Annotated in this window: 33 protein-coding genes; 16 read left to right on the top strand and 17 right to left on the bottom strand. The window is 42.3% G+C overall.

Annotated elements, in window-relative coordinates; translation table 11 throughout:
* Positions 1-96 precede the first annotated feature (96 nt).
* Together AB6E78_RS03580 and AB6E78_RS03585 are read right to left on the bottom strand one after the other, a co-directional pair.
* Positions 97-351 carry a hypothetical protein gene (locus AB6E78_RS03580; protein WP_102305693.1) on the bottom strand — a complete coding sequence of 85 codons (255 nt, stop codon included), beginning with the start codon at positions 349-351 and terminating at the stop codon, positions 97-99.
* A gap of 61 nt (positions 352-412) precedes the next feature.
* Positions 413-619 (bottom strand): hypothetical protein, encoded by a 207-nt coding sequence (locus tag AB6E78_RS03585; RefSeq protein ID WP_081230226.1) that lies wholly within the window; start codon positions 617-619, stop codon positions 413-415.
* 184 nt (positions 620-803) lie between these two features.
* Here AB6E78_RS03585 and AB6E78_RS03590 point away from each other — a divergent pair, with 184 nt between their 5' ends.
* Together AB6E78_RS03590 and AB6E78_RS03595 are read left to right on the top strand one after the other, a co-directional pair.
* Entirely contained in the window at positions 804-1,148 is a 345-nt protein-coding gene (locus AB6E78_RS03590; protein WP_102305694.1) for a hypothetical protein, read from the top strand.
* Positions 1,149-1,425: 277 nt separating this feature from the next.
* Complete coding sequence (locus AB6E78_RS03595; RefSeq protein WP_154723876.1) at positions 1,426-1,878, top strand: hypothetical protein; 453 nt, start codon at positions 1,426-1,428, stop codon at positions 1,876-1,878.
* A gap of 571 nt (positions 1,879-2,449) precedes the next feature.
* On the opposite strand, the gene AB6E78_RS03600 is transcribed toward AB6E78_RS03595, so the two are convergent.
* From AB6E78_RS03600 to AB6E78_RS03625, 6 genes are all read right to left on the bottom strand, one after another.
* Complete coding sequence (locus AB6E78_RS03600) at positions 2,450-2,893, bottom strand: YiiD C-terminal domain-containing protein (RefSeq protein ID WP_082419996.1); 444 nt, start codon at positions 2,891-2,893, stop codon at positions 2,450-2,452.
* 65 nt (positions 2,894-2,958) lie between these two features.
* Positions 2,959-3,603, bottom strand: a complete 645-nt coding sequence (locus AB6E78_RS03605; RefSeq protein ID WP_055024797.1) for a DsbA family oxidoreductase — start codon at positions 3,601-3,603, stop codon at positions 2,959-2,961.
* Between the two features lie 120 nt (positions 3,604-3,723).
* Positions 3,724-4,035 carry an EthD family reductase gene (locus AB6E78_RS03610; RefSeq protein WP_055024798.1) on the bottom strand — a complete coding sequence of 104 codons (312 nt, stop codon included), beginning with the start codon at positions 4,033-4,035 and terminating at the stop codon, positions 3,724-3,726.
* A gap of 45 nt (positions 4,036-4,080) precedes the next feature.
* Positions 4,081-4,881, bottom strand: a complete 801-nt coding sequence (locus AB6E78_RS03615) for an SDR family oxidoreductase (RefSeq protein WP_055024799.1) — start codon at positions 4,879-4,881, stop codon at positions 4,081-4,083.
* Between the two features lie 141 nt (positions 4,882-5,022).
* The gene (locus AB6E78_RS03620; protein ID WP_198589623.1) at positions 5,023-5,844 is read right to left on the bottom strand and encodes an AraC family transcriptional regulator; all 822 of its coding nucleotides are present in this window, start codon (positions 5,842-5,844) and stop codon (positions 5,023-5,025) included.
* Between the two features lie 165 nt (positions 5,845-6,009).
* Positions 6,010-6,603, bottom strand: coding sequence for a TetR/AcrR family transcriptional regulator (locus AB6E78_RS03625; protein WP_055024800.1), 594 nt, complete (start codon positions 6,601-6,603; stop codon positions 6,010-6,012).
* Positions 6,604-6,712: 109 nt separating this feature from the next.
* Between AB6E78_RS03625 and AB6E78_RS03630 the strand changes: the two genes are divergently transcribed.
* Together AB6E78_RS03630 and AB6E78_RS03635 are read left to right on the top strand one after the other, a co-directional pair.
* Entirely contained in the window at positions 6,713-7,531 is an 819-nt protein-coding gene (locus AB6E78_RS03630) for a peroxiredoxin family protein (RefSeq protein ID WP_055024801.1), read from the top strand.
* A gap of 18 nt (positions 7,532-7,549) precedes the next feature.
* Positions 7,550-8,107: a carboxymuconolactone decarboxylase family protein gene (locus AB6E78_RS03635; RefSeq protein ID WP_055024802.1), complete on the top strand. Its 558-nt coding sequence runs from the start codon at positions 7,550-7,552 to the stop codon at positions 8,105-8,107.
* A gap of 332 nt (positions 8,108-8,439) precedes the next feature.
* On the opposite strand, the gene AB6E78_RS03640 is transcribed toward AB6E78_RS03635, so the two are convergent.
* From AB6E78_RS03640 to AB6E78_RS03655, 4 genes are all read right to left on the bottom strand, one after another.
* On the bottom strand, positions 8,440-8,694 hold the full coding sequence (locus tag AB6E78_RS03640) for a hypothetical protein (protein ID WP_371724578.1): 255 nt from the start codon (positions 8,692-8,694) through the stop codon (positions 8,440-8,442).
* Positions 8,695-8,934: 240 nt separating this feature from the next.
* Positions 8,935-9,192 (bottom strand): hypothetical protein, encoded by a 258-nt coding sequence (locus AB6E78_RS03645; RefSeq protein WP_154724136.1) that lies wholly within the window; start codon positions 9,190-9,192, stop codon positions 8,935-8,937.
* Positions 9,193-9,239: 47 nt separating this feature from the next.
* The gene (locus AB6E78_RS03650; protein WP_102305698.1) at positions 9,240-9,596 is read right to left on the bottom strand and encodes a hypothetical protein; all 357 of its coding nucleotides are present in this window, start codon (positions 9,594-9,596) and stop codon (positions 9,240-9,242) included.
* 55 nt (positions 9,597-9,651) lie between these two features.
* Positions 9,652-10,152, bottom strand: a complete 501-nt coding sequence (locus AB6E78_RS03655; RefSeq protein ID WP_154724135.1) for a hypothetical protein — start codon at positions 10,150-10,152, stop codon at positions 9,652-9,654.
* 174 nt (positions 10,153-10,326) lie between these two features.
* On the opposite strand from AB6E78_RS03655, the gene AB6E78_RS03660 reads away from it, so the two are divergent.
* Both AB6E78_RS03660 and AB6E78_RS03665 read left to right on the top strand, forming a co-directional pair.
* On the top strand, positions 10,327-10,650 hold the full coding sequence (locus AB6E78_RS03660; protein ID WP_154724134.1) for a hypothetical protein: 324 nt from the start codon (positions 10,327-10,329) through the stop codon (positions 10,648-10,650).
* Positions 10,651-10,691: 41 nt separating this feature from the next.
* Positions 10,692-11,210 carry a hypothetical protein gene (locus tag AB6E78_RS03665; protein ID WP_136987017.1) on the top strand — a complete coding sequence of 173 codons (519 nt, stop codon included), beginning with the start codon at positions 10,692-10,694 and terminating at the stop codon, positions 11,208-11,210.
* 48 nt (positions 11,211-11,258) lie between these two features.
* Here the strand turns inward: AB6E78_RS03665 and AB6E78_RS03670 are convergent, their stop codons facing one another.
* Positions 11,259-11,972, bottom strand: a complete 714-nt coding sequence (locus tag AB6E78_RS03670; protein ID WP_154724241.1) for a hypothetical protein — start codon at positions 11,970-11,972, stop codon at positions 11,259-11,261.
* A gap of 178 nt (positions 11,973-12,150) precedes the next feature.
* Between AB6E78_RS03670 and AB6E78_RS03675 the strand changes: the two genes are divergently transcribed.
* On the top strand, positions 12,151-12,366 hold the full coding sequence (locus tag AB6E78_RS03675) for a hypothetical protein (protein ID WP_154724035.1): 216 nt from the start codon (positions 12,151-12,153) through the stop codon (positions 12,364-12,366).
* A 10-nt stretch (positions 12,367-12,376) separates the two neighbouring features.
* On the opposite strand, the gene AB6E78_RS03680 is transcribed toward AB6E78_RS03675, so the two are convergent.
* Entirely contained in the window at positions 12,377-12,574 is a 198-nt protein-coding gene (locus tag AB6E78_RS03680) for a hypothetical protein (RefSeq protein WP_081230237.1), read from the bottom strand.
* A gap of 407 nt (positions 12,575-12,981) precedes the next feature.
* Here AB6E78_RS03680 and AB6E78_RS03685 point away from each other — a divergent pair, with 407 nt between their 5' ends.
* The 6 genes from AB6E78_RS03685 to AB6E78_RS03710 all read left to right on the top strand — a co-directional run bounded on the left by AB6E78_RS03685 (position 12,982) and on the right by AB6E78_RS03710 (position 17,516).
* Positions 12,982-13,314 carry a hypothetical protein gene (locus AB6E78_RS03685; RefSeq protein ID WP_081230238.1) on the top strand — a complete coding sequence of 111 codons (333 nt, stop codon included), beginning with the start codon at positions 12,982-12,984 and terminating at the stop codon, positions 13,312-13,314.
* 57 nt (positions 13,315-13,371) lie between these two features.
* Positions 13,372-13,701 carry a type IV conjugative transfer system protein TraL gene (locus AB6E78_RS03690; protein ID WP_136987019.1) on the top strand — a complete coding sequence of 110 codons (330 nt, stop codon included), beginning with the start codon at positions 13,372-13,374 and terminating at the stop codon, positions 13,699-13,701.
* A gap of 62 nt (positions 13,702-13,763) precedes the next feature.
* Positions 13,764-14,432 (top strand): TraE/TraK family type IV conjugative transfer system protein, encoded by a 669-nt coding sequence (locus AB6E78_RS03695; RefSeq protein ID WP_372050578.1) that lies wholly within the window; start codon positions 13,764-13,766, stop codon positions 14,430-14,432.
* 8 nt (positions 14,433-14,440) lie between these two features.
* Positions 14,441-15,628 carry a hypothetical protein gene (locus AB6E78_RS03700; protein WP_372050577.1) on the top strand — a complete coding sequence of 396 codons (1,188 nt, stop codon included), beginning with the start codon at positions 14,441-14,443 and terminating at the stop codon, positions 15,626-15,628.
* Between the two features lie 12 nt (positions 15,629-15,640).
* Complete coding sequence (locus AB6E78_RS03705; protein WP_136987022.1) at positions 15,641-16,999, top strand: TraB/VirB10 family protein; 1,359 nt, start codon at positions 15,641-15,643, stop codon at positions 16,997-16,999.
* A 1-nt stretch (position 17,000) separates the two neighbouring features.
* On the top strand, positions 17,001-17,516 hold the full coding sequence (locus AB6E78_RS03710) for a hypothetical protein (protein ID WP_136987023.1): 516 nt from the start codon (positions 17,001-17,003) through the stop codon (positions 17,514-17,516).
* Between the two features lie 56 nt (positions 17,517-17,572).
* Here the strand turns inward: AB6E78_RS03710 and AB6E78_RS03715 are convergent, their stop codons facing one another.
* Together AB6E78_RS03715 and AB6E78_RS03720 are read right to left on the bottom strand one after the other, a co-directional pair.
* Positions 17,573-17,803 carry a hypothetical protein gene (locus AB6E78_RS03715; protein WP_086714999.1) on the bottom strand — a complete coding sequence of 77 codons (231 nt, stop codon included), beginning with the start codon at positions 17,801-17,803 and terminating at the stop codon, positions 17,573-17,575.
* Between the two features lie 9 nt (positions 17,804-17,812).
* Complete coding sequence (locus AB6E78_RS03720; RefSeq protein WP_136987024.1) at positions 17,813-18,355, bottom strand: hypothetical protein; 543 nt, start codon at positions 18,353-18,355, stop codon at positions 17,813-17,815.
* 393 nt (positions 18,356-18,748) lie between these two features.
* On the opposite strand from AB6E78_RS03720, the gene AB6E78_RS03725 reads away from it, so the two are divergent.
* From AB6E78_RS03725 to AB6E78_RS03735, 3 genes are all read left to right on the top strand, one after another.
* Positions 18,749-18,973: a hypothetical protein gene (locus AB6E78_RS03725; protein WP_133150982.1), complete on the top strand. Its 225-nt coding sequence runs from the start codon at positions 18,749-18,751 to the stop codon at positions 18,971-18,973.
* Between the two features lie 220 nt (positions 18,974-19,193).
* Positions 19,194-20,858 carry an ATP-binding protein gene (locus AB6E78_RS03730; protein WP_372050576.1) on the top strand — a complete coding sequence of 555 codons (1,665 nt, stop codon included), beginning with the start codon at positions 19,194-19,196 and terminating at the stop codon, positions 20,856-20,858.
* A gap of 60 nt (positions 20,859-20,918) precedes the next feature.
* Positions 20,919-21,155: a hypothetical protein gene (locus tag AB6E78_RS03735; RefSeq protein WP_086714996.1), complete on the top strand. Its 237-nt coding sequence runs from the start codon at positions 20,919-20,921 to the stop codon at positions 21,153-21,155.
* A 185-nt stretch (positions 21,156-21,340) separates the two neighbouring features.
* Here the strand turns inward: AB6E78_RS03735 and AB6E78_RS03740 are convergent, their stop codons facing one another.
* Complete coding sequence (locus tag AB6E78_RS03740) at positions 21,341-22,471, bottom strand: hypothetical protein (RefSeq protein WP_136987026.1); 1,131 nt, start codon at positions 22,469-22,471, stop codon at positions 21,341-21,343.

The raw sequence follows: 22,471 nt of genomic DNA on the forward strand, positions 1-22,471 counted from the left end.
TTGGGGGGAGTGAGCGTTGTTAGCATGCCGAGTTTAGAGAGCGCAGTGCCATCTCACACAGACAGTATCACCTCAGTGACAATCAATGACATCAATCTAACAGGTCATGATCTTGTAATGCCCCATTGTCCCTCTTAGAAATTCTTTTGATACCCTCTTAATGTGCTCGATATCCGAGTCGTTGAGTTCCGGGTAGTAGTTGACAACCAAGGCACGCACCGCCGCATCACGACTGACATGGATACCCAAATCTCTTTCAATGACATTCACAAACTCAGGTTTACCTGAACCGCGAATACCTTGATCACGCTTCCGGCACGTCTTGAAGATAGCCCACTCTTTCTTGCTCATCGTAAAGCCCTTATATTCTGGATGCGCTCTGTATTAACGCGACGCGACCTTGACCACCAAATCAATGAATGGGGGTTAACGTCATACTGAAATCAGGTGCCACCCATTGCTTGAAGTCACCGGAATGAACAACAAGTTGAAGCTTATAGCCAGTACAATTGAGCTCTTTTTTAGCAAGCCTCACTAGAGCTAGACCTGTTTTGTCCGTTTTAAATTCAACGGTCTTTGATGTGAATGCCGAATGCAGTTCCGCTTTAAATGTTTGCATTAAATATCTCACTCTGTTCGTTAGATATCTCCAGTATCCACCCCCTTACTTCCCTCGCCCCCCATTTGGGGTTTGGAGTGATATATGCCCTACACACATTGATCGAAAGGGGGGAAAAATAGTGTGCAGCCATAGAATAAAAGTTCAGGTACATAAACCGTCATTCAAAAACAGGGAGAAGAGCATGAGCCAAACCATTACCGTGTATTCATCGAACTACCATCACGGAAGCAAGTCTGATGGCGTATCGAGCAACGATCTGGAACCGTACATCTCCAACAATTACGCCGACGCTTTGGGTTACATATTCGATTACGTGAAACAGCGCATCATCCATTCTTGCCCGGACCTCTTTGTTGAAGAGCAGCTTGAACGTCCGTCGATGAACTGCGATGAGCTAAAAGTAATGCTCGACGAAGCGAGCCAAGATCAGCAGGAGAACTATTGTGATTGGTATTTTGAAATGGAGAATGAAAGCCTGACCACGGCTTCGTATTGCATCAAAGAGCATTCTATTTCGTTGTCGTGATGACGGATGGGGGCGTCCACCAGCAAATACGTATTGAGCCAATGTCCGTCTTAGACGGTGAGCCCCCCTTTCTGAATGTAGATCTTTTATACACATCAAAGTGACTGCATTCGGTAATTAATATTCCTAATTTGGGTCACTAATTGCTAATAGTAATTGTCCGGTAATGTATAAAAGATTGGCAACGATAAGATATAGCTTTGTACTTGTAAAAAATTCTCTTCTCGTTGCATTGTTGCTTTTTGAACATCGAAAAAAGTCTATTAGGATTTACTCTATGAAGAACCAATTTGTTAACAAAAAACTCGCTGTAAACCTATACCTTCCAGCTCTACTAGCCATCATCGTCTTTTGTTCTTTCTTAGGAGGTATCAAGTGGATGGGTAAAGGACTGTCTGATATCAGTGACAAATACATTGAACAAGTTGACACCTTGATTAATCAAAGCAGTAAATCGAACACAGACGAACGATTGTACGCTCAAAAATTTTCACCAGCGTTAGATTCCTTCGAACGAAAAATATATACGATAGAAACAAAAAAAGGGGTATATCATACTATCTACAACAGTGAATTGATCGTACCTCTTGGGGCAAAGGTCTTCGTCATGCACCCAATCACAAAGGACACTGAACTTTATACCCACCTGAATCTGGACAGATTTGCGGCCATTTGTATCGAAGATATGGATGATATCGAGTGTTATCGAGGTAAGATTCAGGAGCTCTGAATGGCTATCTAATCTCTCAAGTGCTCCCCGTTTCGTGCGAAAATAAACTCTATTACGTAGCCGTGATTCATGCTGGTGGAAGAAATAAAGTGAGTCTTGGCCAACAGAGAGAGTTTAAGACTCACAGCCTGCCATCGAATCAACGCTCGACATCCACTCCAGGTATGAGCCACCAGCCCTGAGCGCCTTCACCTAAATGTCGGTGGACAACTAAGATCGAAACTCAGACAATAAAGTTCGCAACTTTAACATTAAAGATTGAAACTTTTAGGGGTAAGCACTACTCCTGCTGAAACAGATTTTTGGACAGAAATCATTTAGAGTACTCTGTCTACGTCGACTAATATTGATTAGAAAAAGTATCCGAAATTATCAAAGATCTATAATTAGTTTCACCCTCTTTATCTACAAAACGAGCGGTGAACGGTAGCCGAAGAGTACAGGGCAAGATCACGAAGCTTTACCTTGTGCTAAGTTTTTTATCTTATACTTCTTTTTGATAACAAACCAAGTCAACCATGTCTAAGCTCAATTTATTCAAGTACTTTGTAGCCTTCATTGCATTTTGACCTTATAACTCTTTATTAAAAACGACGTATACTCCCTCAAAAGTAGCAACCAACTCATCCGCACAAAATAGATTGCAGGCTATTTGAACACGACCTTTTCCCTTGCGTTGAAACGCACGATGAAACCGAGACCACGCCGTAAGGTTGTCATATTTACATACTGCTGTTACATCTTTGCTGGCGGGTTTCAAGTATCGAATGCTATTTTTTTGAATAACAATTTGATGTTTTTTACCCTCCAGCTGGGCATAAACTAAAGACCAACCTGCCAAAATACCAACAACAGACAAGCTGCCGCCAAACACCGTATTCATGTGGTTTGTATTCATTCTCAATGGTGCAGTAATCTCGATATTTTTGCTGCTACAAGTATTCACACCGATACCGAGAGACTTTGATACTGGTATATGATGATGAAGGTAGACTTCAAGCTCTCTATGTTTCATATAGACCGTTGCCTTTTTTAGACCGCCAAAATATTGCAAAAGTCCGTTTTAGAGGGATGCAGGAATTACATTTTAGCTAATTCAGTTAATACTTGCTTATACGTATCCACTGATTGGGCTCCAGAAATAGCGCTCTCGCGATTGAATACAACTGTTGGAACACCTGATATACCCGCTTGTTTCCATTTCTGTTCCAGCGACTGGACATGACTTCGCATATTATCGTCATCTAGGCATTGCATTGCTTCGTCAACATTAATACCAAGACTTTGCAACTCTTGCTCGAGGGTACTCTTGCTGGATATATCTTTTTGCTCGCTATAAAACGAAGCAAATAACCGGTTTTTAAGCTCGGTTTGCTTGCCTACACTTTTTGCATGCTCCAGAAGAATATGAGCATCAAGGGTATTTACAGCTTTTAGCCCGTCAAAGTAGTCGAATTTAAACCCAACGTCTTCTCCAAGCTCTGTCATCTCTTTTCTGAAACGAATGCTATCTTCTAATGTAGTACCGTACTTCCTTTTAAGGTGGGCACGTAGGTCTTCACCTTCAAGCGGCATATCTGGATTTAACTGAAAAGGTTGCCACTCAATCTCAATGCGATCTTCTATCCCAAGCTCTTTTATCGCGGTATTTAAACGCTTATAACCGATAATACACCAAGGACAAATCACATCTGACACTATATCCAATTTGATTTTCTTATTCATATTTAACTCTTTTTTATCAAGCGTTTAGCTTCAATTTTATTTCATTAAATAACACTAAGCTGAATCCAAATTGTTTATTATTCGGTATCCTGCTCATTTTCACCGTAGAGAGTTGCGGTTCTATATTTTTTGCTCACAAAGCTGAATTGTTGGAACGGTATTAGTGAAGTTCGGTACATCAGCTTTTATCTTCTCTGCATTTGGGCCAAATGCCGTTTGAAATGACTCTATAGATTCAAATGAAATTGTACTAATCGCCACATATGCCGCTGCTTCACCAGGAACAACACTTGTTAGCCCTGCATCTACTGTCGCCCCTTTTAGTGCGTCTCCCAGAAGCTCTCCTATCATAGGAACATGTTTGTTGCAGTAGTAATCAAAATCAAAAATCACATCATCGTTATTTGGGTATATTACGTATACTTTAATCATTGCTTTTTCCCTTTTTCTTTCACTAAAGTTTTAAACTGTTGGGGGTTACATTTTGTTCTTGGGCATTGCTTTTCCAATCATTGATTCACCCATTATTGCCTGCTTTTGGTGGGAGATGATCCCAGAAAGAATAGCGGTCATTCGATTACGTTTACCTGGAACCACAACTGCTTTTCTACCCAAACCATTGATAGCTATTTCTGCTACTTCCGCAGGATCTTTTGCAACCATAGGTAGTTTTGACCAGTCAACACCATTATCAGCAGTCATCGGTGTAGTTGTTAACCCAGGAGAAAGAACCGTTACATCAATACCTTTGGGTTTAAGTTCGCCATGAAGAGATGCACCTAGCTGAAGAACATAGGCTTTGGTACCTGCATAATTTGAAAAATATGGGGAAACCATATGACCAGAAAGACTTGATACCATTAAAATACCGCCTCTTTTTCTTTCGATCATCGCTGGTGTAAAGTGGTGAGTCAGTTGCAATACAGAGGTAACGTTAAGCTGTATCATCTTCAACTCTTGCTCTAGAGATGATTTAGCAAACGAACCATTAACTTCAATACCAGCGGCTAGTACAAGTAGCCCAATACTTTTGTCAATTTGCTTAACTTTTTCGACGCCTTCTGACGTACTTAAGTCAGCAGAAACTGTCATTGCTTTAATTCCGTAGCGTTCCGTAAGCAACGTAGCTTGCTCTTCAAGCTCTTTTTCTCGACGAGCGACCAAAACAACGTTCAATCCTTTTGCCGCAATCTGGCTTGCCATTTCTGCGCCAATGCCTGATGTTGCCCCTGTGATAAGTGCCCAATCACCATATTTTTCTTTAAAGCTGATACCCATAATTCGTTACCTTTCTCTGTGTTTAGTTGATGGGGTAACTATATGGAATTTGGAGGTACAGAGCTCTCCATAAAAGTTCAAAAATTGCTCACATTAGTTCAAACGAGCCAACCTGAATAGAAAGGTTAAAATGCGGTGGTGTCAAGTTAAACGAAATTGAGAAGGGGATAGGCCTGTTTGTCCTTTAAAGGCACGGTTAAACGTGGAAACCGACTCGAAACCCGTTTCAAAAACGATGTCGGAGATACGTAAGCTATTATCTTTCAGTAACACTTTAGCTTTGTTGATTTTTAATTTGCTAATGTATTTTATTGGGGGTTCTGAATACACCTCTTTAAACTTACGTTTAAAAGTAGAAACACTCATATGACACAGTGCTGCCAACTCATCCACACTCAGATCCGCATACAGATTACTTTGGATAATATCTTCAAATTTGGCAAAGTTAGGTTTAAACATAGAAGCAAGAAAATCGAGTTCAGAAGGTGCGCCGGTTCTTTTCGCCATAAGAATGACAAATTCACGTAGTTTGCTCTCGATAAGCAAATCATCCGCCAACTCTGGAGAATCCAGCAATATACTGATGCTATCACGATAGTGCTCTAGCAATTTGTCCACTTCAACCTGCAAAATATTATAATCGACCCTGTATTTTGACTGGCTAATATCAAAGTTAAACAGTGACTGAAATATTTCAGGATAGAGAAGGATACCAATCGCTTCACCTGCACCTTCATCATTATGATAGCTAGTGTTTTCATAAAAGTAGTTAGTGCATTTTGCCAGTATTCCGCAGTTTTTGTTCAATGAAGCAGATTCTGTCTGTTCCCTGACGTTAAAATCGCCATTTGTGACAAACGCAAAACACGCTTCACTGTCTACAAATACGCGCGGCATACGTTTGAAACTGGGTATATCTTGTTTTTGAAAAACAATACGTCCATTATATTTTATTGTTTTCATTTAAAGGCACCATTCAATAGTATTGCGATAAGGATAAAGCAGTCTACCTGCTCGATTAACTAATTGGCTCAACTAGAATCGTGTTGCTACGGTGCTGCATTCATAATCATTAGACATCTAAAACTCGACAACAAAACTAAAGCTCGAGAATAGCCTACGCATAATCTATTTTTCAAATGTACTCAATACAAGCATGAATACGTGTATAGATCGAGCGAGAGATTCATGTGGTCTTTGCCCTCTTGATTGAACTTTGAGTCCTTGACGAAACGTAAGGAAATAGTCGGTCAAATGCTCCGCATCTATACCATCAATAAGTCGTTCTGTTTTCTCATATTGAGTAAAAAATGCCAGTGTTGCAATACGACCTTGTTCAAACTTCTTAATAACATACTCATAGAGGGCTGGTTCGTTTGATTTTAATTCAACAATACTGTTTGTAATTAAGCAGCCGTAAGTGAGTAGATCATTCTCTGGATTTAAGAACTCACTATCAAATAAATATTGAAGATTCTCTGATATTAATTTATCTGAGTCGAGTTTCCTGAGTACCACAGACATGTGATGCTCAACATAGAAATCTACTATACATTTAAACACGGTTTCTTTGTTGCCAAACGCGTTGTAAATACTGGTTTTAGTTAATCCTGTAACGGTCGATAATTGATCCACCTTAGTCGACGCATAACCATGCTGCCAAAAATATTTGGCCATAACTCCAAGCACTTCTATCTCGTCAAACTGTCTTTTCTTTGCCATTTATCTATACAACTACATAAAATTCTTATTGACACCTATTGTACTAGTTAGTACATTAATTGCAAATGTACTAACTGGTACAATTAAACAAAACAATGAGGAACAAACGATGTTTTCAGCTATAGCACTATCACTACTTGGATTTGCCTCAACGGTGATTGGAAGTTTGCATTACTTTCTAAAAGTAAAAAAGAACAAGCCTCCCAAAAATCCTATCATCCTTATGCTAGCACTTGCGGCAGGTGTCCTTTTGGGGCTAGGTGCAATTATCAGTGGGATTATAAATATGCATTGGAGCTTTGTTTTCGTTGTCTTAATGTCCAGCTTTTCCATATTTCTTGGTGGTAAATTCATTTGGGTATTCAGTCAAAAAGATACTCCTCTAGGTGATATTAAAGTTGTAATTGGAGATAAGTTCCCACAATTCGAATCAACAACATATGACAACGAGATTTATTCGGCTGATGACATAAAAAATCAACGCGTTCTACTCAAGTTTTACCGAGGTGCTTGGTGTCCATACTGTAGTGCTGAATTAAAAATGTTTAACGATATGAAACCGACCCTAGATCGATATGGCGTTAAGGTCGTTGCGTTGTCGGGAGATACGGCAGAACAAGCAAAAATGCACATCGAACGAGATAGTTTAGATTTTCTTCTTTTGTCAGACCCAGAACTCAAAGTAGTTAAACAATACGGCGTTGAACACCACAAGGCTTTAGGGGCTGACTCGTCTAAAACAAAAACAGTATTAGGGCTGCCATTTCCTACTTCATTTGAATACAAATCAATGTCTATCCCAACATCGGTCTTAATTGATGAACATGGTGTCATCCAATGGATAGATCAGTCTGAAGACTATCGACTAAGAGCAAGCGAAGAACGATTAACTCAAGCCTTACGTAACGCTTTCACCATTAATAAATAATAAACCGAGAGAATTATTATGTTTAACTACCACAATATTGAAACAGCACCAGAAGCTTCAAAGCAAATGATGGAGCAATCTAAAAAATCACTTGGTTTAATTCCAAATTTACATAAAGTGCTAGCAGATGCTCCCGCAACTTATCAAGCTTATTTGAAGACTTATGAGTTATTCACGCAAAGTACACTATTCAGTCCACTCGAAGCTCAAGTGGTTCTGATGACCTCAAACTTTGAAAACAACTGTCACTATTGCGTTCCTGGTCATACGTGGATCATGAAATCAGCTAATATGCCAGAAAGCATTATTGAAGCACTACGGGAAGGAAATGAGTTACCTGATGTCAAACTACAAGCGTTGCATGTCTTTACTAAAGAGCTACTAGATAATCGTGGTCATATAGGTGATGAAAAGTTGCAGAACTTTCTAACGGTAGGATACACTGAGCGGCATGCACTTGAAGTGTTGACAGGCTTAGCTTGCAAACTCATTTCAAATTTCACCAATGCATTATCTCATACACCAGTTGATGCCCCATTAAAGGCTTTTGACTGGACTCACCCTTCAGAGAGGTAAGATCAATCTGAAGAGAGTATCTACTGATACTCTCTTTTAATGGCCGTGTATTTTCATAAGTATATGTGTTGTGGATTAGTAAATTTGGCCACATAGTCAGAACTCTAGGCATAAAGAAAAGTAAGTCAAATTACGAATCTTTAGTATAGCCTCATTCCTGCTCTAGCTTGTTATGGGGCAAAAGTAAGTTCATCACGCACCCTGCGTGATGGATTTACAACAAAGAAAGGAGAAGAAGTACGTTAAGATGAGTTGTGGAACGGGCTATTGTACATTTGGGAAGCTTGTTGTTTGGTAGTTTGACTACGACCAGAATAGCTTGACTTGACTGGCTAAAGATCAAACTCAGAGTCATCTTTTAATCGGTCATACTCAGCTTTAACAGCTGGGTCGTCAAATGCTTTGAGTTTTAATGATTCCAACCGACTAAGCTTCTTTAAAGTCCAACTTCCATCACCATTATCAATCCACTCTATTGAATCACCTTCATCCCAAGATAAATCTTTCTGTAACTCATCAGGTATTAAGAAGTAGTGATCACCATCTTCATTTTGTTCTATTTTTACTCGCACTGTATGCATGCTCATACTAAATCTAGGGGGTGTATTAAGTTTGTCGCATTACAATAAATTAGGCAAAGATGATATCGTAAAAATGTTAGGAAAAGCTGCGCTGAATTGAAATGGGGCAAAAGTTTGCTACAACAAAAGACAGACTACGACAAAAAGCATCTAAAAGTTTCTAACTTTATTGTTACTTCTTGCTTTAAGTTGGCCTATTGAGTGAAATTGAGTTTTGATCTTTATTGTCAAATCTTTGCTATAGCGTCACGTAGCAATCAGCTCTGCGTAACAGAAAAGTTTCAATCTTTGTTGTTCACCGACAACAGCATGCACCAGTTTTGATTTCTCACGTTTAACTCTTGCTTGCCCCTTCTCGCTTACGACAAACTCGCAGTCCATCAATGACAATGAAGGACTGTAGCCAATCACCTTCCCATAAGACTCTTTCTCTCGTGACCGAATAGAATACACACGCGTCGTATCAGTGGAGCGATGTAAGTTCAGATACACATCAACTTTCATGTCATGATCTCCAAGGTGTTAAGAGAAAGAATCGAACAAGGTGTCATTTAGCAATAGCGAGCTTCATGAGCGGCTTTGAGCTTTTCCATCAGCGACGACAAGACAGCGGCTTCCACATCAGGCAGAGACTCACGAGCGAATACTTCAAGGAACTCGAAATCCAACGCCTCATAAGTAGCATCGAACTGACATACCTCATCCGGCGCTTCAACTGCTGCTCTTTGCATGTCATCCAAGAGCTTGCAATGGTCTAGGTATTGCTCGGTCGTACCATCAAGTAACTGGTTGGTTTCAAGCCAATGAAGGAGCCTATCCCATGCCATGTCTTCGTCCGTGGCATGCACAAGGTATGATTCAGGTTCGCCGCCTTCTGCGTGTGTAACGACTAAAAATAATTGCTTCATGTCTATCTCCAAATTAAAAAAGTTCGGGGGACTGGGTACACCATTACGTCCCGTTTTAGTCAGCTAATGCCACCTCTTGAGCTTGCTTTGTCGCGATGTCCACAATTTCGCTTTCGAGGAATTCCTTGATTTTACTTTTACGAATTTGCTTCAAGTTCTTGGCTTTAAGTTGAAAGTCTTCAATGGTTTCCTTGCTGGAGGCAATTTTCGATTCCCAATACTGAAGTTCGGTAGGATCGGATTTCAGCTGAACCTTATATTCTTCAAGATCACATTGAGCGTCATTGACCACCCATAAGTGAGCAAGCAAATCCAATCTCGATTTATCTAAGATATGACTTTTGCAGGCCAGCATCGCTGATCGTTGGTCTTTATGCTCAATGAAGGAAAAGCCTGAATTTTCAGGTAACGAAGGCATGATCACTTCTACAACCTCATTGCCTTTACTGTCGTAACCACCATCAGCACTTGGGTACTTCGATAGCATTAGAACGCCGCAATATGCGATCTCATCATGAATGACTTGATACCAACTGTTGCCCCAAAACATTGCCATGAAATTTCTCCAATCTGTTGTGTGTGATGACAGCTAAAGAATAGATTCGACCTATCTCCCCTCCCCCCACTCACTGTGGCAAGTCAATCGCTATCTACCGTGCTAACCAATACGGGGGGAGCCCTTACATTCATCCACTAAAGTATCTCTAAACCGCAATCACGGAGATGCAGCATGAACAACCTTACTTTTGAAACTTGGGTGGAATCCTTTAAACCAATCATCAATGAGAATGGGGGTAGCGCCATCTTCCTTGATGAAAAATGCATCTCATTCGAAACCTATGGCAACGACCTAGAAACCATCAAAAAAACCGACGCCAGTCGAGTTTGGACGATCATTGAGATTGACGTAGATGAAGAAGAGGATGAGCTGGGGGAGCCTATCGACAGTAAATGGGTGATTGTCAATGGATGCCATTGGGTTAACCGAGTTGCCTACATCATTACTCAAACGCCATGGCAAGACGGCAGTGACTACGAGATCACTTACGACTGATACAAATCACACAGACTCCTGAAAGGCAAAGAGAGGCTAATATGGACATGAATAATCAAAAAATCGTCGCTAACGATCTACTCAAGGCAAGAAGTACTGCTGATCCATCAATCGTATTGGAATGTGCTGATGGCAAAGTACGCATTTATTCGTTCCCAATCTCAGACCAAGACAGCAAAGAAAAGATGACCATGGCGCTGCGCGTTCTTATGGGTAAACTCAACGTGCTCAAATACACGTTCGTTCTAGAAGCTTGGATGAGTACCAACCCAGACATCAAACCTTCGATGTCGCCTACACGACAAGAGTATATGGTGTTTTTGATCAATGACCGTGTAGACGAGACATGCACATTCTGGCCGATTCAAAGAAAAGAAGATGGCTCTGGCTTTGTCACCGAAACACACGATGTAAACCAAAACGGACAATCCGGTCTAATGTGCGATTTGTTTGACACTGAGCCGTATGAAAAACTCAGTTTTACGAAAAAACGAGCGATCGACAAATTGGTTCTCAGACTACTGAACATGCGTGCAGAAGCAACGCCAACCTTTCATTAGTAAAAATATACCCACATAAAAAAGAGCACCTGAGTGCTCTTTTTTATATTACGCGACTTGTGAGTACTTGCTATCCGGTTCGCCATCTCGGACCAACTCATAGAGCAAGGGTTCATAATAGTTTGTGGACATAAGGATTAAGTACACCGGAACGCCTTGGTCATAGAGCGCTTTCTGAAACACTTTGATTTCTTTCAATGTCATAGAAGAAGTGCGCTCCTTCATCATTCGCGCTTCGTTAATCATGTTCTCTGAATAAAATTGGACGCCGATGGAATTGACCTTCAGGTACGGCTCGATGCGCTTCCCCAATCGGTGTAACAAGAACTGATCACTAAAACCAGACTGCTTCAATCGCATAACCTTGTCCTTCAACTGCTTTTTCCGAGCAGAGACGTACCGCTTTTGTTCACTTACCAATTGAGCAGCCTTTTCAGTAAGTCCTTTTTTATTTTTAAAAATGCCGTGCCGTGCGAGTCCTAATAATTCATGTTCATTCACTGTCGATGAAGATGGCGAACCATCAAGGTTGTACCGGGTGTAGGAAGCTCGATAGCAATTGATTAACGCCAGCTTGTATTCCCTACTGGAGAAAAACCTATCCAGATATACAGAGACATCTGCCTGCTCGAACGATTGGCAGAGCGTTTTGTGTAAAGAAGCACCAGCCCCAATTGCCAATGGCTTGAGTGGTGTTCTGGCCAGAATAGGAAATAGTGTGAATGCACATTGTTGGATTTGCTCTTGAATACCACGATCCATGTTTACCCTCGACGATTGTTCCATACCATCCTCATTGTATCTAAATGAGTTTACAGATTGACAAATAGCGAGTGAAAAAGGCGAAATTACCTAACACATGAAAATGGACTGGTAAATTGCTAAACCGTCATGGGTTTCGTCGTATAACAGAGTTAGTGCATAACTAGCGAGATATAGTATGACGCCTGAATTTGAAGCAAAACTCGACCGCTTGAATAAACTTCGAAAAAACGCAATGGAAAGCAATGCGTTCTCGGATGCTGCCAAAGAACACGAAAAAGCCATCCAACAAACCGACAGCCACTCCCCTGCCACCACCAAAAAGACCAAAAAGAAAGGTCCCAAATCATTAGCGGAAATCTACAAACCGCATACACATGAAGAAACCCATTAGATAATGGAATCTAAGAATGGGCGCTGCTGGTGGTATTAGCGGATACCCAATCTTTGATATACGCCGAAAATGCACTCTGGTCAGAGATATGCCCCGAGCAAGCCGGTTGACCCGTAAACTCCGCTTTTCGTTTAGCAATAAAAGCCATGAACTCCCAATTGGTGCCAGTTGGACACCATTGTTTGAAAGCCAAATATCGTTCATTCATGATTCTTCTCCTCGGCAGAAACGCTGTCTATTGATAGTAACGTCCCCTCGTCAGAGTACCTAGAAACCTCCCCCCGTTTGGTATCGCTGGTGGTTGAAATCATCGCCATCGAAGCCCTTTCTATTCTGGCTGCAGCTCTGTACTCAGAACCCGTCATCCGCCTGAAATATGAAAGTCACAGTTGGTCGATGCATGGAACTCAATAAAGCATATTGATTGTCAACAATGAAATTTTGGATAAATCAAGATTTTGCCACATAAAAATAAGCATAAATAACAGGTGCTTATGTAAAAAAACAAATAAACCTAAAAAAACGGCTCACTATTTGGAATTCAAAATTAGGTTACCTGCAATGATTCAAGGGCCTACTTAAAAGGTATTTACCGGAATTATTGGAGATATTTCTATGCAAAACACAATCAACGTCAATGATGTACAAAAAGTAGATTCAAAGACGACATACCTCGGCTTAATTACATTCGCGCTTATGTTTTTTACCGTCTCGGCCATTGCCGGTTCAGGTGGTGATGCGTTCCAAGGCCTATTTGATGAACTAGTGAGCTTTGCTGAAGGTGTTCCTGGACAAATTATCGCGTTCTGTTCTTTCGCAGGGATCATCATCTTCTCAATGGTTCGACCAAACCTTATCGGTCTTGGTGTTTCTGTCATCATCATGCTGGTGCTGGCGCAACTTCAAACCATTATCACTACCATGCTAACTGCCGGTCTTCCGGTATAAAGCAACAGATGTCTCTGGGCCTTATAGAAGAGGCCCAGAAGTACATAAGGGGGTCATATGAGTAAGTTAGACATCAATAATGATGCTCGTCCTCAACTACCGAACAATCAAACCTATGTGCCACTTCGAGTAAACGACAAACAATCGGTGATCGGAATGGAGTCGGATACAGCGGGGATTTTGCTTGTCGGTATCGCTATCGGACACATCAGCAAGAACCTGTTACTTATCGGTGGAATCGCCATTCTTTTCGCTCTCGCCTATTCATGGGTCAAAGATAACTATCCCAAAGGTCGGCTCAAACACATGTTGTGGTGGGCTGGAATCATTAACTTTAAATCCCGTAAATCGTTTCCAGAAGCATTTAACCGTACTTATTTTCGCTAACTCTTTGTAGCGATCCGTTTTTAAATTCTATGTGTTGTTTTAGCAAAAGTTTGAGGTTTGCTATGAATATATTTAACCGTAAAAAAAAGGGGCAGGATGAGTCTGAACTGGAGCATGATTCAGATTCGAATGTCCAACGTTCTTGGCAAGCAGCCATCGACCACAGCAACAAAATGACGAAGATGATGGGGCTGTCCATCATTATCTGCGCATTTCTAGCGTTTAAGGTAATGACAGCGAAACCCATCACCGTTGTTACCCCGCCTAATTTCTCTGAAGAAATTGTCATGATAGGCAACAAAGCCAACTCAGGTTACAAGAAGCAATGGGGCATATTCATTGCCAGCATGCTTGGTAACGTGAATGTCCGTAATGTGGATATTGTCTTAGATACGCTCAAACCAATGCTCTCCATTCGAGATTACGATGCATTGAATGAGCAAGTGATCAGTCATGTGAAAGCTTTAGACATCAGGGACCAAGTGCAAGAGTTCAACGTATTAGATGTGTTCTACGATAACAAATACGACAAAGTGATTGTTTACGGCGAGCGTAAGCTTACTGAGCGGAAGAAACGCGGCAATAACAGCGATGAACGCCGTGCAGTACGCTGGACATACGAACTCAAGATTGCCAATGCACACGGTAGTCCAAAGATGAAGTCCATTGACCAATACGAAGGCGCTCCGCAGATAGAACGCAATCGTATCGAACGCAAGCAAGACAAGTAGGTCCCGTTATGAAAAATTTACATCACCTCGCTAGATATACGACCTTGCTTTGTGCCACGTTATCATTCGGTGCAATGGCAAACCAAAACGTCATCCCTATTGAACCTGTTGGCTCGAAAGTGGAGCGACAAACAACGCAACCAGAAAATAAAGCAGCTGTTGCGGCAATGGTTGACCAAGTAGTCAAATCTTTACCGACCGATAAGCAAGAGTCATTAAGTCAATTCACTCCAATCAATGACCCAGCTGCGAAGCAACCTATTGTCAGCACAAAATCCGTCGATGAATTTGGAAGAGTCACCCAATCAGACAAGAACGTGATTGTCGCAACACCACCAACGGCCCAACCACCGAAACCTTCTCTGACTGCATTCGAACGTATGCAGCGACAAATGGCGAAAAAGTTTAAGCCGGTTCAGAAGTACAAACTACGCCCTTCAGACAATATTACGTTGCCTGCAGCAAAGTACATTCTCAACAGTATTCGCACCTCTTTCAAAGAAATTAACATTCGCAGTTCAGATCCCAATGTTGTCATGAAAGTGGATGGTAGCTTTATCTATTTCACATCTAACAACGATGCCCCTTTTAATATCATTATGTTCGAAAAAGGGGTGCCTGAAACCCAAGTTAACTTAACGATTTGGCCACTTGATGTCATGCCTGCAATGGTACAAGTCGATGTCCGATACAACAAAGCACTACAAGCAAAAGTGAACCGCGTATTGGCGTCCAAAAAACAGGATAAAATTGAGCAAGAAAAGCGCATTCAAGATATGGAATCTGAATTGGCCATTGCCAGTGATCCTGAAGTTAAGTCATCTCCATACGTCGAGGGTATCAACAAACTGTTTGCGCAAACGGCAGGAAAAGCAACACCTACAGGTTTTGACTTGCAGACCAACATTCCGCGAGACGCGTTACGTCCTTGTCGATTTGGAACATATGCAGAGACGAAACAACGTTTAATATCGTCTCGACGAATCGTGGACGTTGTATTGGTTAAAAACGTTACGAATCGAAATGTGGTTTTGCGAGAGCAGGATTGCTGGGTAGATGATGACGTGATCGCAACGGGTATCTTAAACAAAGCGACCTTAAAGCCATCAGAAAAAACCGAAGTATACGTATTGCGCGACCGACTGTACTACCAACGTATGCATTCTCGCAATGAACGTCCATCACTTCTGGATTAATCGAGGTGAACCATGAAGATTAACTTTAAAGAGCTTTGGGAAACCAACAAAAATTTCCGATATGGGGTGATTGGCGTCTGTATTGTTCCTGCCGCCTATGTTGCGATGCAATTTATTCATCCGGGCAAAATTCAACGACCGAACGCAGACGCGAATAAAATCGAAAAAGTGTTCATGCCTTCGAGCACACGTACCCAACTAGAGAGGGAAGACGTTGACGGAGTTCGTGACGCCTTAGTTGAAATTTCGGCTATCGATAAAAAGTCGTCGGCACGTAATGACAATTACCAGTACGACCTGTTAAGACAAGAGGTCGATGGTCTTCGTCAAAAAATGGCCGATCAAGATGCTGAGATTGCCGAATGGAAGTCAGGCAAACGACAATTGGAAAGAACCAACTATGATCCGAACCAAATCCGACAAGGCCGCCAAGTCGTTGTAGATCGACACGGGAACGCAACGGAAATCACTGTCGACACTAATGGCGTGCCGAACCAACAAGTGAGCCAGTTGCGCAGCTCCCCTCCCCCAGCTCTTGCAGGCATTCGAAGTGTCGATGAAGGGAATGATGCGATTTTGTTGCAAGACGGGCGTGTAAAAACCTTAGTAGAAGCGAACCAACTGGTCGATGAAGATGAAATGTCAGAGGCGCAAAAACGTGAGGCATTGAATCAGAAAGAAATGGAGTTGGCTGCAGCCTTGAAGAACTATCAGCAAAAACCTGAGCAAAAAGGGTATTCAATTTCATTGCCAACCACCAGCCTTGTAACCGGTACTTTGCTATCAGGCATGCAAGCTCCAACCAGTATTGGTTCAGCGAGAGAGCCCCTTCCGGCGGTCATGCGCATCAAGACAGATGCACTGTTGCCAAATGGTTATCGTGCTGACCTAAGAGACTGTCAGGCACTATTATCCGGCATTGGTCAATTGTCAGACCGCAGAGCCTACATGAGACTAGAAAAAGTGGTCTGCATCGATGAGGACGGACTCACGGCAGAAGCAGCGGCGCAAGGCTTTGCTACTGGCTCTGACGGTCAGGCAGGGATTCCAGGCACGTTAGTTGCTCGAAACGGTGAAGTATTGAAAGGCTCCATGTGGGCGGGTTTCTTTTCTGGACTGGCACAAGGTATTGCCCCATCAAGGGTGCCGGGTGTCGACATCAACTCTGACGGAACAGGCTTTCAAACACCCGATCTAGGGACACTAGGCACCTCGGCAGTACTCCAAGGTGGCGCCTCATCTTTGGACCGCATTTCGGAATACTACGTAAAAATGTTGGAAGAAATCTGGCCAACCGTTGACGTACCAGCAATGCAAGAAGTGACCTTCCTACTTCAAGCCCCTTTAAAACTGACGTTTAAGGAGATCTAATATGGCCACTGGTGATAATGAAAAGAAAAATGACCAACCAACTGAGGCGTCGAATTCCAGTCAGGAGCTTGAACAACTCATTGAGAAGGCATCAAAACCAACAATGCCCGACGAACCTAAAGGCGACGAAGAACCGACCGTGATTGAAGCAACGCAAACGCAAACGGAAAGTAAGACGTCAAATCTATTGCCGAAGATCATCTTAGTGTGGTTAATGGTCCTATCAGGGGTAATGGCTTATGCCATGATGGTGATCGACAAACAAAGTGAAACGTCATTAAGCCAACACCCCATTGTGTTTTACCCGTTTGGTAAAGCGTTTTCGGCTCTTAAATCTCAGGGTTATGATTTTGCTGCTATAGAAAAATATAACAACAACATGATCCAGATATTGAACTCTGAAGGGAAAGTGGTGCTACCTGCAGCTAGTGTGCATGGTCAGTTACCAGATTCTCTTGTTGTTAAGCTAATGTCCGTCGATGAAATGAACAGGCTGGCTTCGCAACAATCGGAGTAACAAAACCAATAAAACTAGCAAACAACACAGCTTGGCCACTTTCACAGTGGCCTTTTTTAATGCACTCCACTCGCGGCATCCATCGCACTCAAACAGATCGTGTCATACTTCGTCTTCATCACATTGACTTTGGTTTCTGCTCGAACCGCTCTGTTATATGAGGCCAACACCTCTTCGCTAGAGTCTTTCACCAACGCCAAGATCGCTTTTTTCTGAGTCTCTGTTAAGTCGGTGGCCAGCAACGCGTCGATGCTTTCATCTATACGATCAAAATACTGAGCTAACATACTTCCCTCCTAGTTAATTTCATTTTGAATATTCAATAGCAAGTGACGACAAGCATTGTCTCTAAAGCGAACGTAGTCCACGGGTGAACCAATACCTTGTCTAAGCGCATCTAACGTTTCCCGAAGGACGACGACCGGCATGTCAGGGTTTCGGCACTGTAGTCCATAGAAGTCGAACTCAAAAACCGTCATGTTTGCTTCGTCGATCTGATAGCGCCTTGAGATATCTTCAATACGTGTAAATAGCCCATAGGCATCGATATATATCGTTTTCCCTTCAATATCGAAAGCATTGAGGTAATGAAGGTCAACGCCATACTCAGACAGAATCACACCTCGAATCGGGAACCGGCTACGTTCTCCAGCCACAATCAAACCCTCGCACAAGACATAACATTTTGAATGAGCGAACTCGTCAATAAATTCAGTGGTAACTGGGCTTGGCTGCTCACACAGATATTGGATGTCACTGAGAGACAATGAACGCATCACATCAATCAGCTCACGACATCCATGGCTATGCCACATTACCCGCTTTACTTCATTCTCCATTGCTGCTCCCCGGCTATTCGTTGAATTCAATATACGACGTTTCCCATACCTGGCCTAGCAATCTCCCCCCACTTAGTACGTAACCCACTGAACGAGAGCTCGAAACATGTATTTTGGATTCGTTAATTGCCATTTATTTCAGCCCCATACGCTAGATTGATACGGTTCAACCCGAAAACATCATCACTAGTATTAGTGATCGTTTTCTCCAAGCTGGAGAGCTTCCAATTCTCCCATGCTATGCATGTCCTTACTGTCAATGCACTTTGACACCAACAAGAGTTACCCACTCGCATTACTACCCGTAATTAACCCCAATCAACGGTTCAAAACACACACCTCTTTGGTGTTTTTTATGTACCTGCGATATCACCTACCCGTGAGGAACTATCCATGAAATTAAGCACTTTGTTCACCATACTATTTGGTTTAACGACGGTTTATTTCTGTATTCACCCTGTTCTTGTCGTTCGTAGCACAGACTTCCCTTCTGCATTCCATAATGTGGTCGAATTCTGTGAAACATGGCGTCATGTTTTGTTGATCACCCTACTCTCTTGGGCTTTGGCAGGCATAACACTTTGGCTAACATTTACGATTCACAAACACAGAGTTTAACCCCCTGTTAGAACCTGGTACTTCCACCAGCACTTAACAAACCTCATTGTCCAGCAATGACAACGAACCTCATCCAATCGGATGAAACTTCCCGGTCAATCGTTCCCCTTCAGGCATTTATGTCTCGTTGAATGCGCTTATAACCGGCTTGTAACCCCTTGTGATGTGCTCACCCAGCGCTTCGCAGATTCATTACCTACCCTATATCGAGGATAAGACTATGACTAACTCAAACAACTCAGTTCAAATCAAAATTAATGAAAACAATTTTCTTTCGAACCTTGGTGCGATTTTTTCCAATACCGGAAAAGTGATCAATGAATTGATTCAAAACGCTTCCCGCGCCAATGCTACAACCATATCGTTTACCACATCAGTCGAAAATGGCCGTGCCTGCTTAACGATTCTGGACGATGGTTCGGGTATCGCAGACATGCAAAAGCTTCTTTCTATCGCGGAGTCAGGCTGGCCAAGCGATGTAGACAAATGTAATCCATACGGAATGGGATTTTTAAGCACTCTCTTCGCGTGCGAACACATCAAAATCCAAAGTCAGCATCAAATGCTTTCATCAAGTACTGAAGCCATCCTTTCGGGTGAATCTATCGTGATAGAAGACAGCCTGCGAGGGAACGGTACATTGATTGAACTGGAAGGTATTTCCGACGCTTTATTTGGCTATTTAACTTCTAGCAAATATAACCGTGAGGTTGATCGAATTGGTGAAGGCTATGACATTGACGTCGTTCTAAATGGAGTTCTGATGTTTAAAAATCACTCAAGAACGACTTTAGAAAGTTCGACCCAATACATCGAGCACAAATTCGAATACGGGAGTATCTATTTTGACACTAAACACAACGGTTTATCTTGGCTGGCATACCTGCAAGGCGCACTGATTTCTAGCACCAATGCGGTCACCAGTTCAAACCAGTTAAACCCTCATCATATCGTTCACTTGAACGACGATGTAAAAGCAAGAATGCCTGATCGAGCTGAATTGTTAGATGCAGAAACTGTCAAGCAATCAATTCGAACGAGTGTTCAAACCCTGATGATGCAGTTCCTCCAAAAAGAACTGAAACGTCTTGGCCAGTCGTTTGCGTTCGACCGTTTACTATGGAGAAAAGCCGTGAACTATGCCCCTCAAGTTCTCAACAACGTTGACTATTTAACGAAGTCTGAGATTGGGGATACCAAAAGTTACGAGCTCGGACTCGCTGGATATGATGGCGTAGAACATAGCCAACTTGAACAGCCGATTTCTCGCGCTGAAGTGGAATCATCTTTACTCTTTGCCCTCCCAGAGCATGAAAGTGAAGAAGATACCATCAACATCAACTACCTGAAGCACTTAAGAAATGTTTTGTTTGTCAACGTGTGCGGCCTGCATGCAGACCACTGGATCCACAAGTGTGAAATCCGCGAAGTGAGTGAACTCGATGTCAGTATCGAATTGGTTAACCCTACTTCGACGGCCAAACTCAATGGCATGTATTCAATACCTGTCGTTATGTGCGACCAATACACGCTGAAAGGAGAATATGGTCAGGTAGTCATAGAAACGGATGCCGTAGTTGTGTCTGGTGATGAATTTGATTATGGAACGTTAGTTATTCCAGAAAGAGAACATTTATCAACCGCACTAGGAATCTATGCCAACTACGAAGATGAATGGGGATGTTTTAGTGAAAGTGACAAAGACCGCGACAATTATCTGCTTGAGAAATTGTACAACAAACTCAGAGCGTCAAGCCCTGAAGTGTTGATTCAAAAAATGCTTGATGAAGCATTCAGGGACTCTGGTATGAAGCGCAACCTCAACAACCTCACGTTCACTGTTTCGTTTTCAGGCACTGACATAGTAGTTACCGAAACTAAGTAACCACACTAACCCGCCAACCTACCTGTCTTTGTACGGTAGAACACCAAGTATGGAGTTACTATGAACTCATTTACTGACTCCCTCATCGACCATTCTCATGAATTGGGTCGGGGATATGGTCCTTACGCTCAAGTCGATATGTTACACAATATCCTTGAGTTAATTGGCCCAACTTTGGATAAAGTTAAATTGCAGGAACTCATTAACAGTGTAGGGTTTATTGAAGCCCTAGACTTAAAGAGTGAAGAAGATAAGGCATTTGTATTAGGGCAGTTACAAGACGCTCTTAATCAATAACTTATCGTTATCGAAAGCTCCCATCATGATGGGAGCTTTTTTTTAGTTCGACAATAGACCGCAGGGAAAGTCAGTATCGTGTTATAGCAAGGGCTTTTATTACATGGCTGCTTGACCACCAGCATCAAGAGATAATTATGCCACTGAGTTTATAGTAGGACGCGTCCTACTACCCAAAAACCGCCCTAACCAAACAAAGTTTTGCTGAACTCTTCTAATTGAGCAATCTGCTCAGGCGTTGCATTGTTCAGTTCAATTTTCGACTTTGTTTTACTCACGACTTGGAATGATACCGATACCTTCCCATTCTTTGCCCACGATTGAGGTTCCTTATTAATGCCCCCCAATTTAGGAGAAACAGGACTCCAATCTTTCAACCGTGCAATAAGCTCTTTGTTCACTTCCTCTGCATTCATGGCTTCGAATTCTGAGCGGTTTTCGTCAATCCATTTCGTGAAGGCACTTTGCTTATCTTCACTCTCTGAAACCGTGCCGATCAATTTACGAAGGAACTTGGCATCTCGGCTACTAAAGGCATAGTTTGAAAACAGGCTCTTCAGACTGTCAGGCATCGAGTAGATAGCGAGGGAGAGTGAGATGTCTGATTTTTCGTATAGACGTTCTTTCTCTAATTTGTACGCCGACCAATCATTCACTTCCATCAAACGAGAATAGAGCTTGCCCTTTTCGTAGTAATTGAAAGACGTTTTGATGTCAGACGACGCCACCAGCCAGGTAATGGTTTCAGGTGTTGGGATTTGATCTAATATTTCAAAGTCCAGCCCCACTTTTTTATCCATGGCAATATCAGTACGACATGAGCCATCCACGACATAGATCAGGCCATCTTCACCTTGGTAAGCAAGTACAGGTGAAATTTGCATACCGAACTCGATTTCATCACTCATCTTGTTGAGTTGAATCGTATTGCGGCTCGACTGTTCACGAACGTTGTCCACGTCAATCCTAACCAAAGTCATAATCTCATCGTATGACAAGGTACGTTGGATAGCACGGTAGCTTGTACCATCAATGGACTTAATCTCACGACCTGTTTGCGCAAAGTCCAGCTTCTTAGTCTCAGTTAAAAACTCTTGGAGACTAATGCCGCCCTCCTTTAGTGAAGCTTCAATGGAAGCCAACTTCCCCTGTGCTAAGGTCATAGTGGTTTCGCGCTCATTACCACCCATGAAGGCTTGGGGCTTGCGTTGTGAGCTCGACACACTCTCCACTTCAGGTTCAGTGATTGAAGGTGATTCTTGTGCGGCCTTAGCAGCGTTAGCAGCAGCGATTTTCTTTAGACGGTTATTGGCCAT

It is taken from the genome of Vibrio sp. 10N.247.310.98, assembly GCF_041467395.1.
Taxonomy (GTDB): domain Bacteria; phylum Pseudomonadota; class Gammaproteobacteria; order Enterobacterales; family Vibrionaceae; genus Vibrio; species Vibrio crassostreae_C.

Excerpts from the sequence above, each read along its gene's own strand:
- AB6E78_RS03580 (WP_102305693.1), bottom strand. The coding sequence starts at position 351 with ATGAGCAAGAAAGAGTGGGCTATCTTCAAGACGTGCCGGAAGCGTGAT.
- AB6E78_RS03585 (WP_081230226.1), bottom strand. The coding sequence starts at position 619 with ATGCAAACATTTAAAGCGGAACTGCATTCGGCATTCACATCAAAGACC.
- AB6E78_RS03590 (WP_102305694.1), top strand. The coding sequence starts at position 804 with ATGAGCCAAACCATTACCGTGTATTCATCGAACTACCATCACGGAAGC.
- AB6E78_RS03595 (WP_154723876.1), top strand. The coding sequence starts at position 1,426 with ATGAAGAACCAATTTGTTAACAAAAAACTCGCTGTAAACCTATACCTT.
- AB6E78_RS03600 (WP_082419996.1), bottom strand. The coding sequence starts at position 2,893 with ATGAAACATAGAGAGCTTGAAGTCTACCTTCATCATCATATACCAGTA.
- AB6E78_RS03605 (WP_055024797.1), bottom strand. The coding sequence starts at position 3,603 with ATGAATAAGAAAATCAAATTGGATATAGTGTCAGATGTGATTTGTCCT.
- AB6E78_RS03610 (WP_055024798.1), bottom strand. The coding sequence starts at position 4,035 with ATGATTAAAGTATACGTAATATACCCAAATAACGATGATGTGATTTTT.
- AB6E78_RS03615 (WP_055024799.1), bottom strand. The coding sequence starts at position 4,881 with ATGGGTATCAGCTTTAAAGAAAAATATGGTGATTGGGCACTTATCACA.
- AB6E78_RS03620 (WP_198589623.1), bottom strand. The coding sequence starts at position 5,844 with ATGAAAACAATAAAATATAATGGACGTATTGTTTTTCAAAAACAAGAT.
- AB6E78_RS03625 (WP_055024800.1), bottom strand. The coding sequence starts at position 6,603 with ATGGCAAAGAAAAGACAGTTTGACGAGATAGAAGTGCTTGGAGTTATG.
- AB6E78_RS03630 (WP_055024801.1), top strand. The coding sequence starts at position 6,713 with ATGTTTTCAGCTATAGCACTATCACTACTTGGATTTGCCTCAACGGTG.
- AB6E78_RS03635 (WP_055024802.1), top strand. The coding sequence starts at position 7,550 with ATGTTTAACTACCACAATATTGAAACAGCACCAGAAGCTTCAAAGCAA.
- AB6E78_RS03640 (WP_371724578.1), bottom strand. The coding sequence starts at position 8,694 with ATGAGCATGCATACAGTGCGAGTAAAAATAGAACAAAATGAAGATGGT.
- AB6E78_RS03645 (WP_154724136.1), bottom strand. The coding sequence starts at position 9,192 with ATGAAAGTTGATGTGTATCTGAACTTACATCGCTCCACTGATACGACG.
- AB6E78_RS03650 (WP_102305698.1), bottom strand. The coding sequence starts at position 9,596 with ATGAAGCAATTATTTTTAGTCGTTACACACGCAGAAGGCGGCGAACCT.
- AB6E78_RS03655 (WP_154724135.1), bottom strand. The coding sequence starts at position 10,152 with ATGGCAATGTTTTGGGGCAACAGTTGGTATCAAGTCATTCATGATGAG.
- AB6E78_RS03660 (WP_154724134.1), top strand. The coding sequence starts at position 10,327 with ATGAACAACCTTACTTTTGAAACTTGGGTGGAATCCTTTAAACCAATC.
- AB6E78_RS03665 (WP_136987017.1), top strand. The coding sequence starts at position 10,692 with ATGGACATGAATAATCAAAAAATCGTCGCTAACGATCTACTCAAGGCA.
- AB6E78_RS03670 (WP_154724241.1), bottom strand. The coding sequence starts at position 11,972 with ATGGATCGTGGTATTCAAGAGCAAATCCAACAATGTGCATTCACACTA.
- AB6E78_RS03675 (WP_154724035.1), top strand. The coding sequence starts at position 12,151 with ATGACGCCTGAATTTGAAGCAAAACTCGACCGCTTGAATAAACTTCGA.
- AB6E78_RS03680 (WP_081230237.1), bottom strand. The coding sequence starts at position 12,574 with ATGAATGAACGATATTTGGCTTTCAAACAATGGTGTCCAACTGGCACC.
- AB6E78_RS03685 (WP_081230238.1), top strand. The coding sequence starts at position 12,982 with ATGCAAAACACAATCAACGTCAATGATGTACAAAAAGTAGATTCAAAG.
- AB6E78_RS03690 (WP_136987019.1), top strand. The coding sequence starts at position 13,372 with ATGAGTAAGTTAGACATCAATAATGATGCTCGTCCTCAACTACCGAAC.
- AB6E78_RS03695 (WP_372050578.1), top strand. The coding sequence starts at position 13,764 with ATGAATATATTTAACCGTAAAAAAAAGGGGCAGGATGAGTCTGAACTG.
- AB6E78_RS03700 (WP_372050577.1), top strand. The coding sequence starts at position 14,441 with ATGAAAAATTTACATCACCTCGCTAGATATACGACCTTGCTTTGTGCC.
- AB6E78_RS03705 (WP_136987022.1), top strand. The coding sequence starts at position 15,641 with ATGAAGATTAACTTTAAAGAGCTTTGGGAAACCAACAAAAATTTCCGA.
- AB6E78_RS03710 (WP_136987023.1), top strand. The coding sequence starts at position 17,001 with ATGGCCACTGGTGATAATGAAAAGAAAAATGACCAACCAACTGAGGCG.
- AB6E78_RS03715 (WP_086714999.1), bottom strand. The coding sequence starts at position 17,803 with ATGTTAGCTCAGTATTTTGATCGTATAGATGAAAGCATCGACGCGTTG.
- AB6E78_RS03720 (WP_136987024.1), bottom strand. The coding sequence starts at position 18,355 with ATGGAGAATGAAGTAAAGCGGGTAATGTGGCATAGCCATGGATGTCGT.
- AB6E78_RS03725 (WP_133150982.1), top strand. The coding sequence starts at position 18,749 with ATGAAATTAAGCACTTTGTTCACCATACTATTTGGTTTAACGACGGTT.
- AB6E78_RS03730 (WP_372050576.1), top strand. The coding sequence starts at position 19,194 with ATGACTAACTCAAACAACTCAGTTCAAATCAAAATTAATGAAAACAAT.
- AB6E78_RS03735 (WP_086714996.1), top strand. The coding sequence starts at position 20,919 with ATGAACTCATTTACTGACTCCCTCATCGACCATTCTCATGAATTGGGT.
- AB6E78_RS03740 (WP_136987026.1), bottom strand. The coding sequence starts at position 22,471 with ATGGCCAATAACCGTCTAAAGAAAATCGCTGCTGCTAACGCTGCTAAG.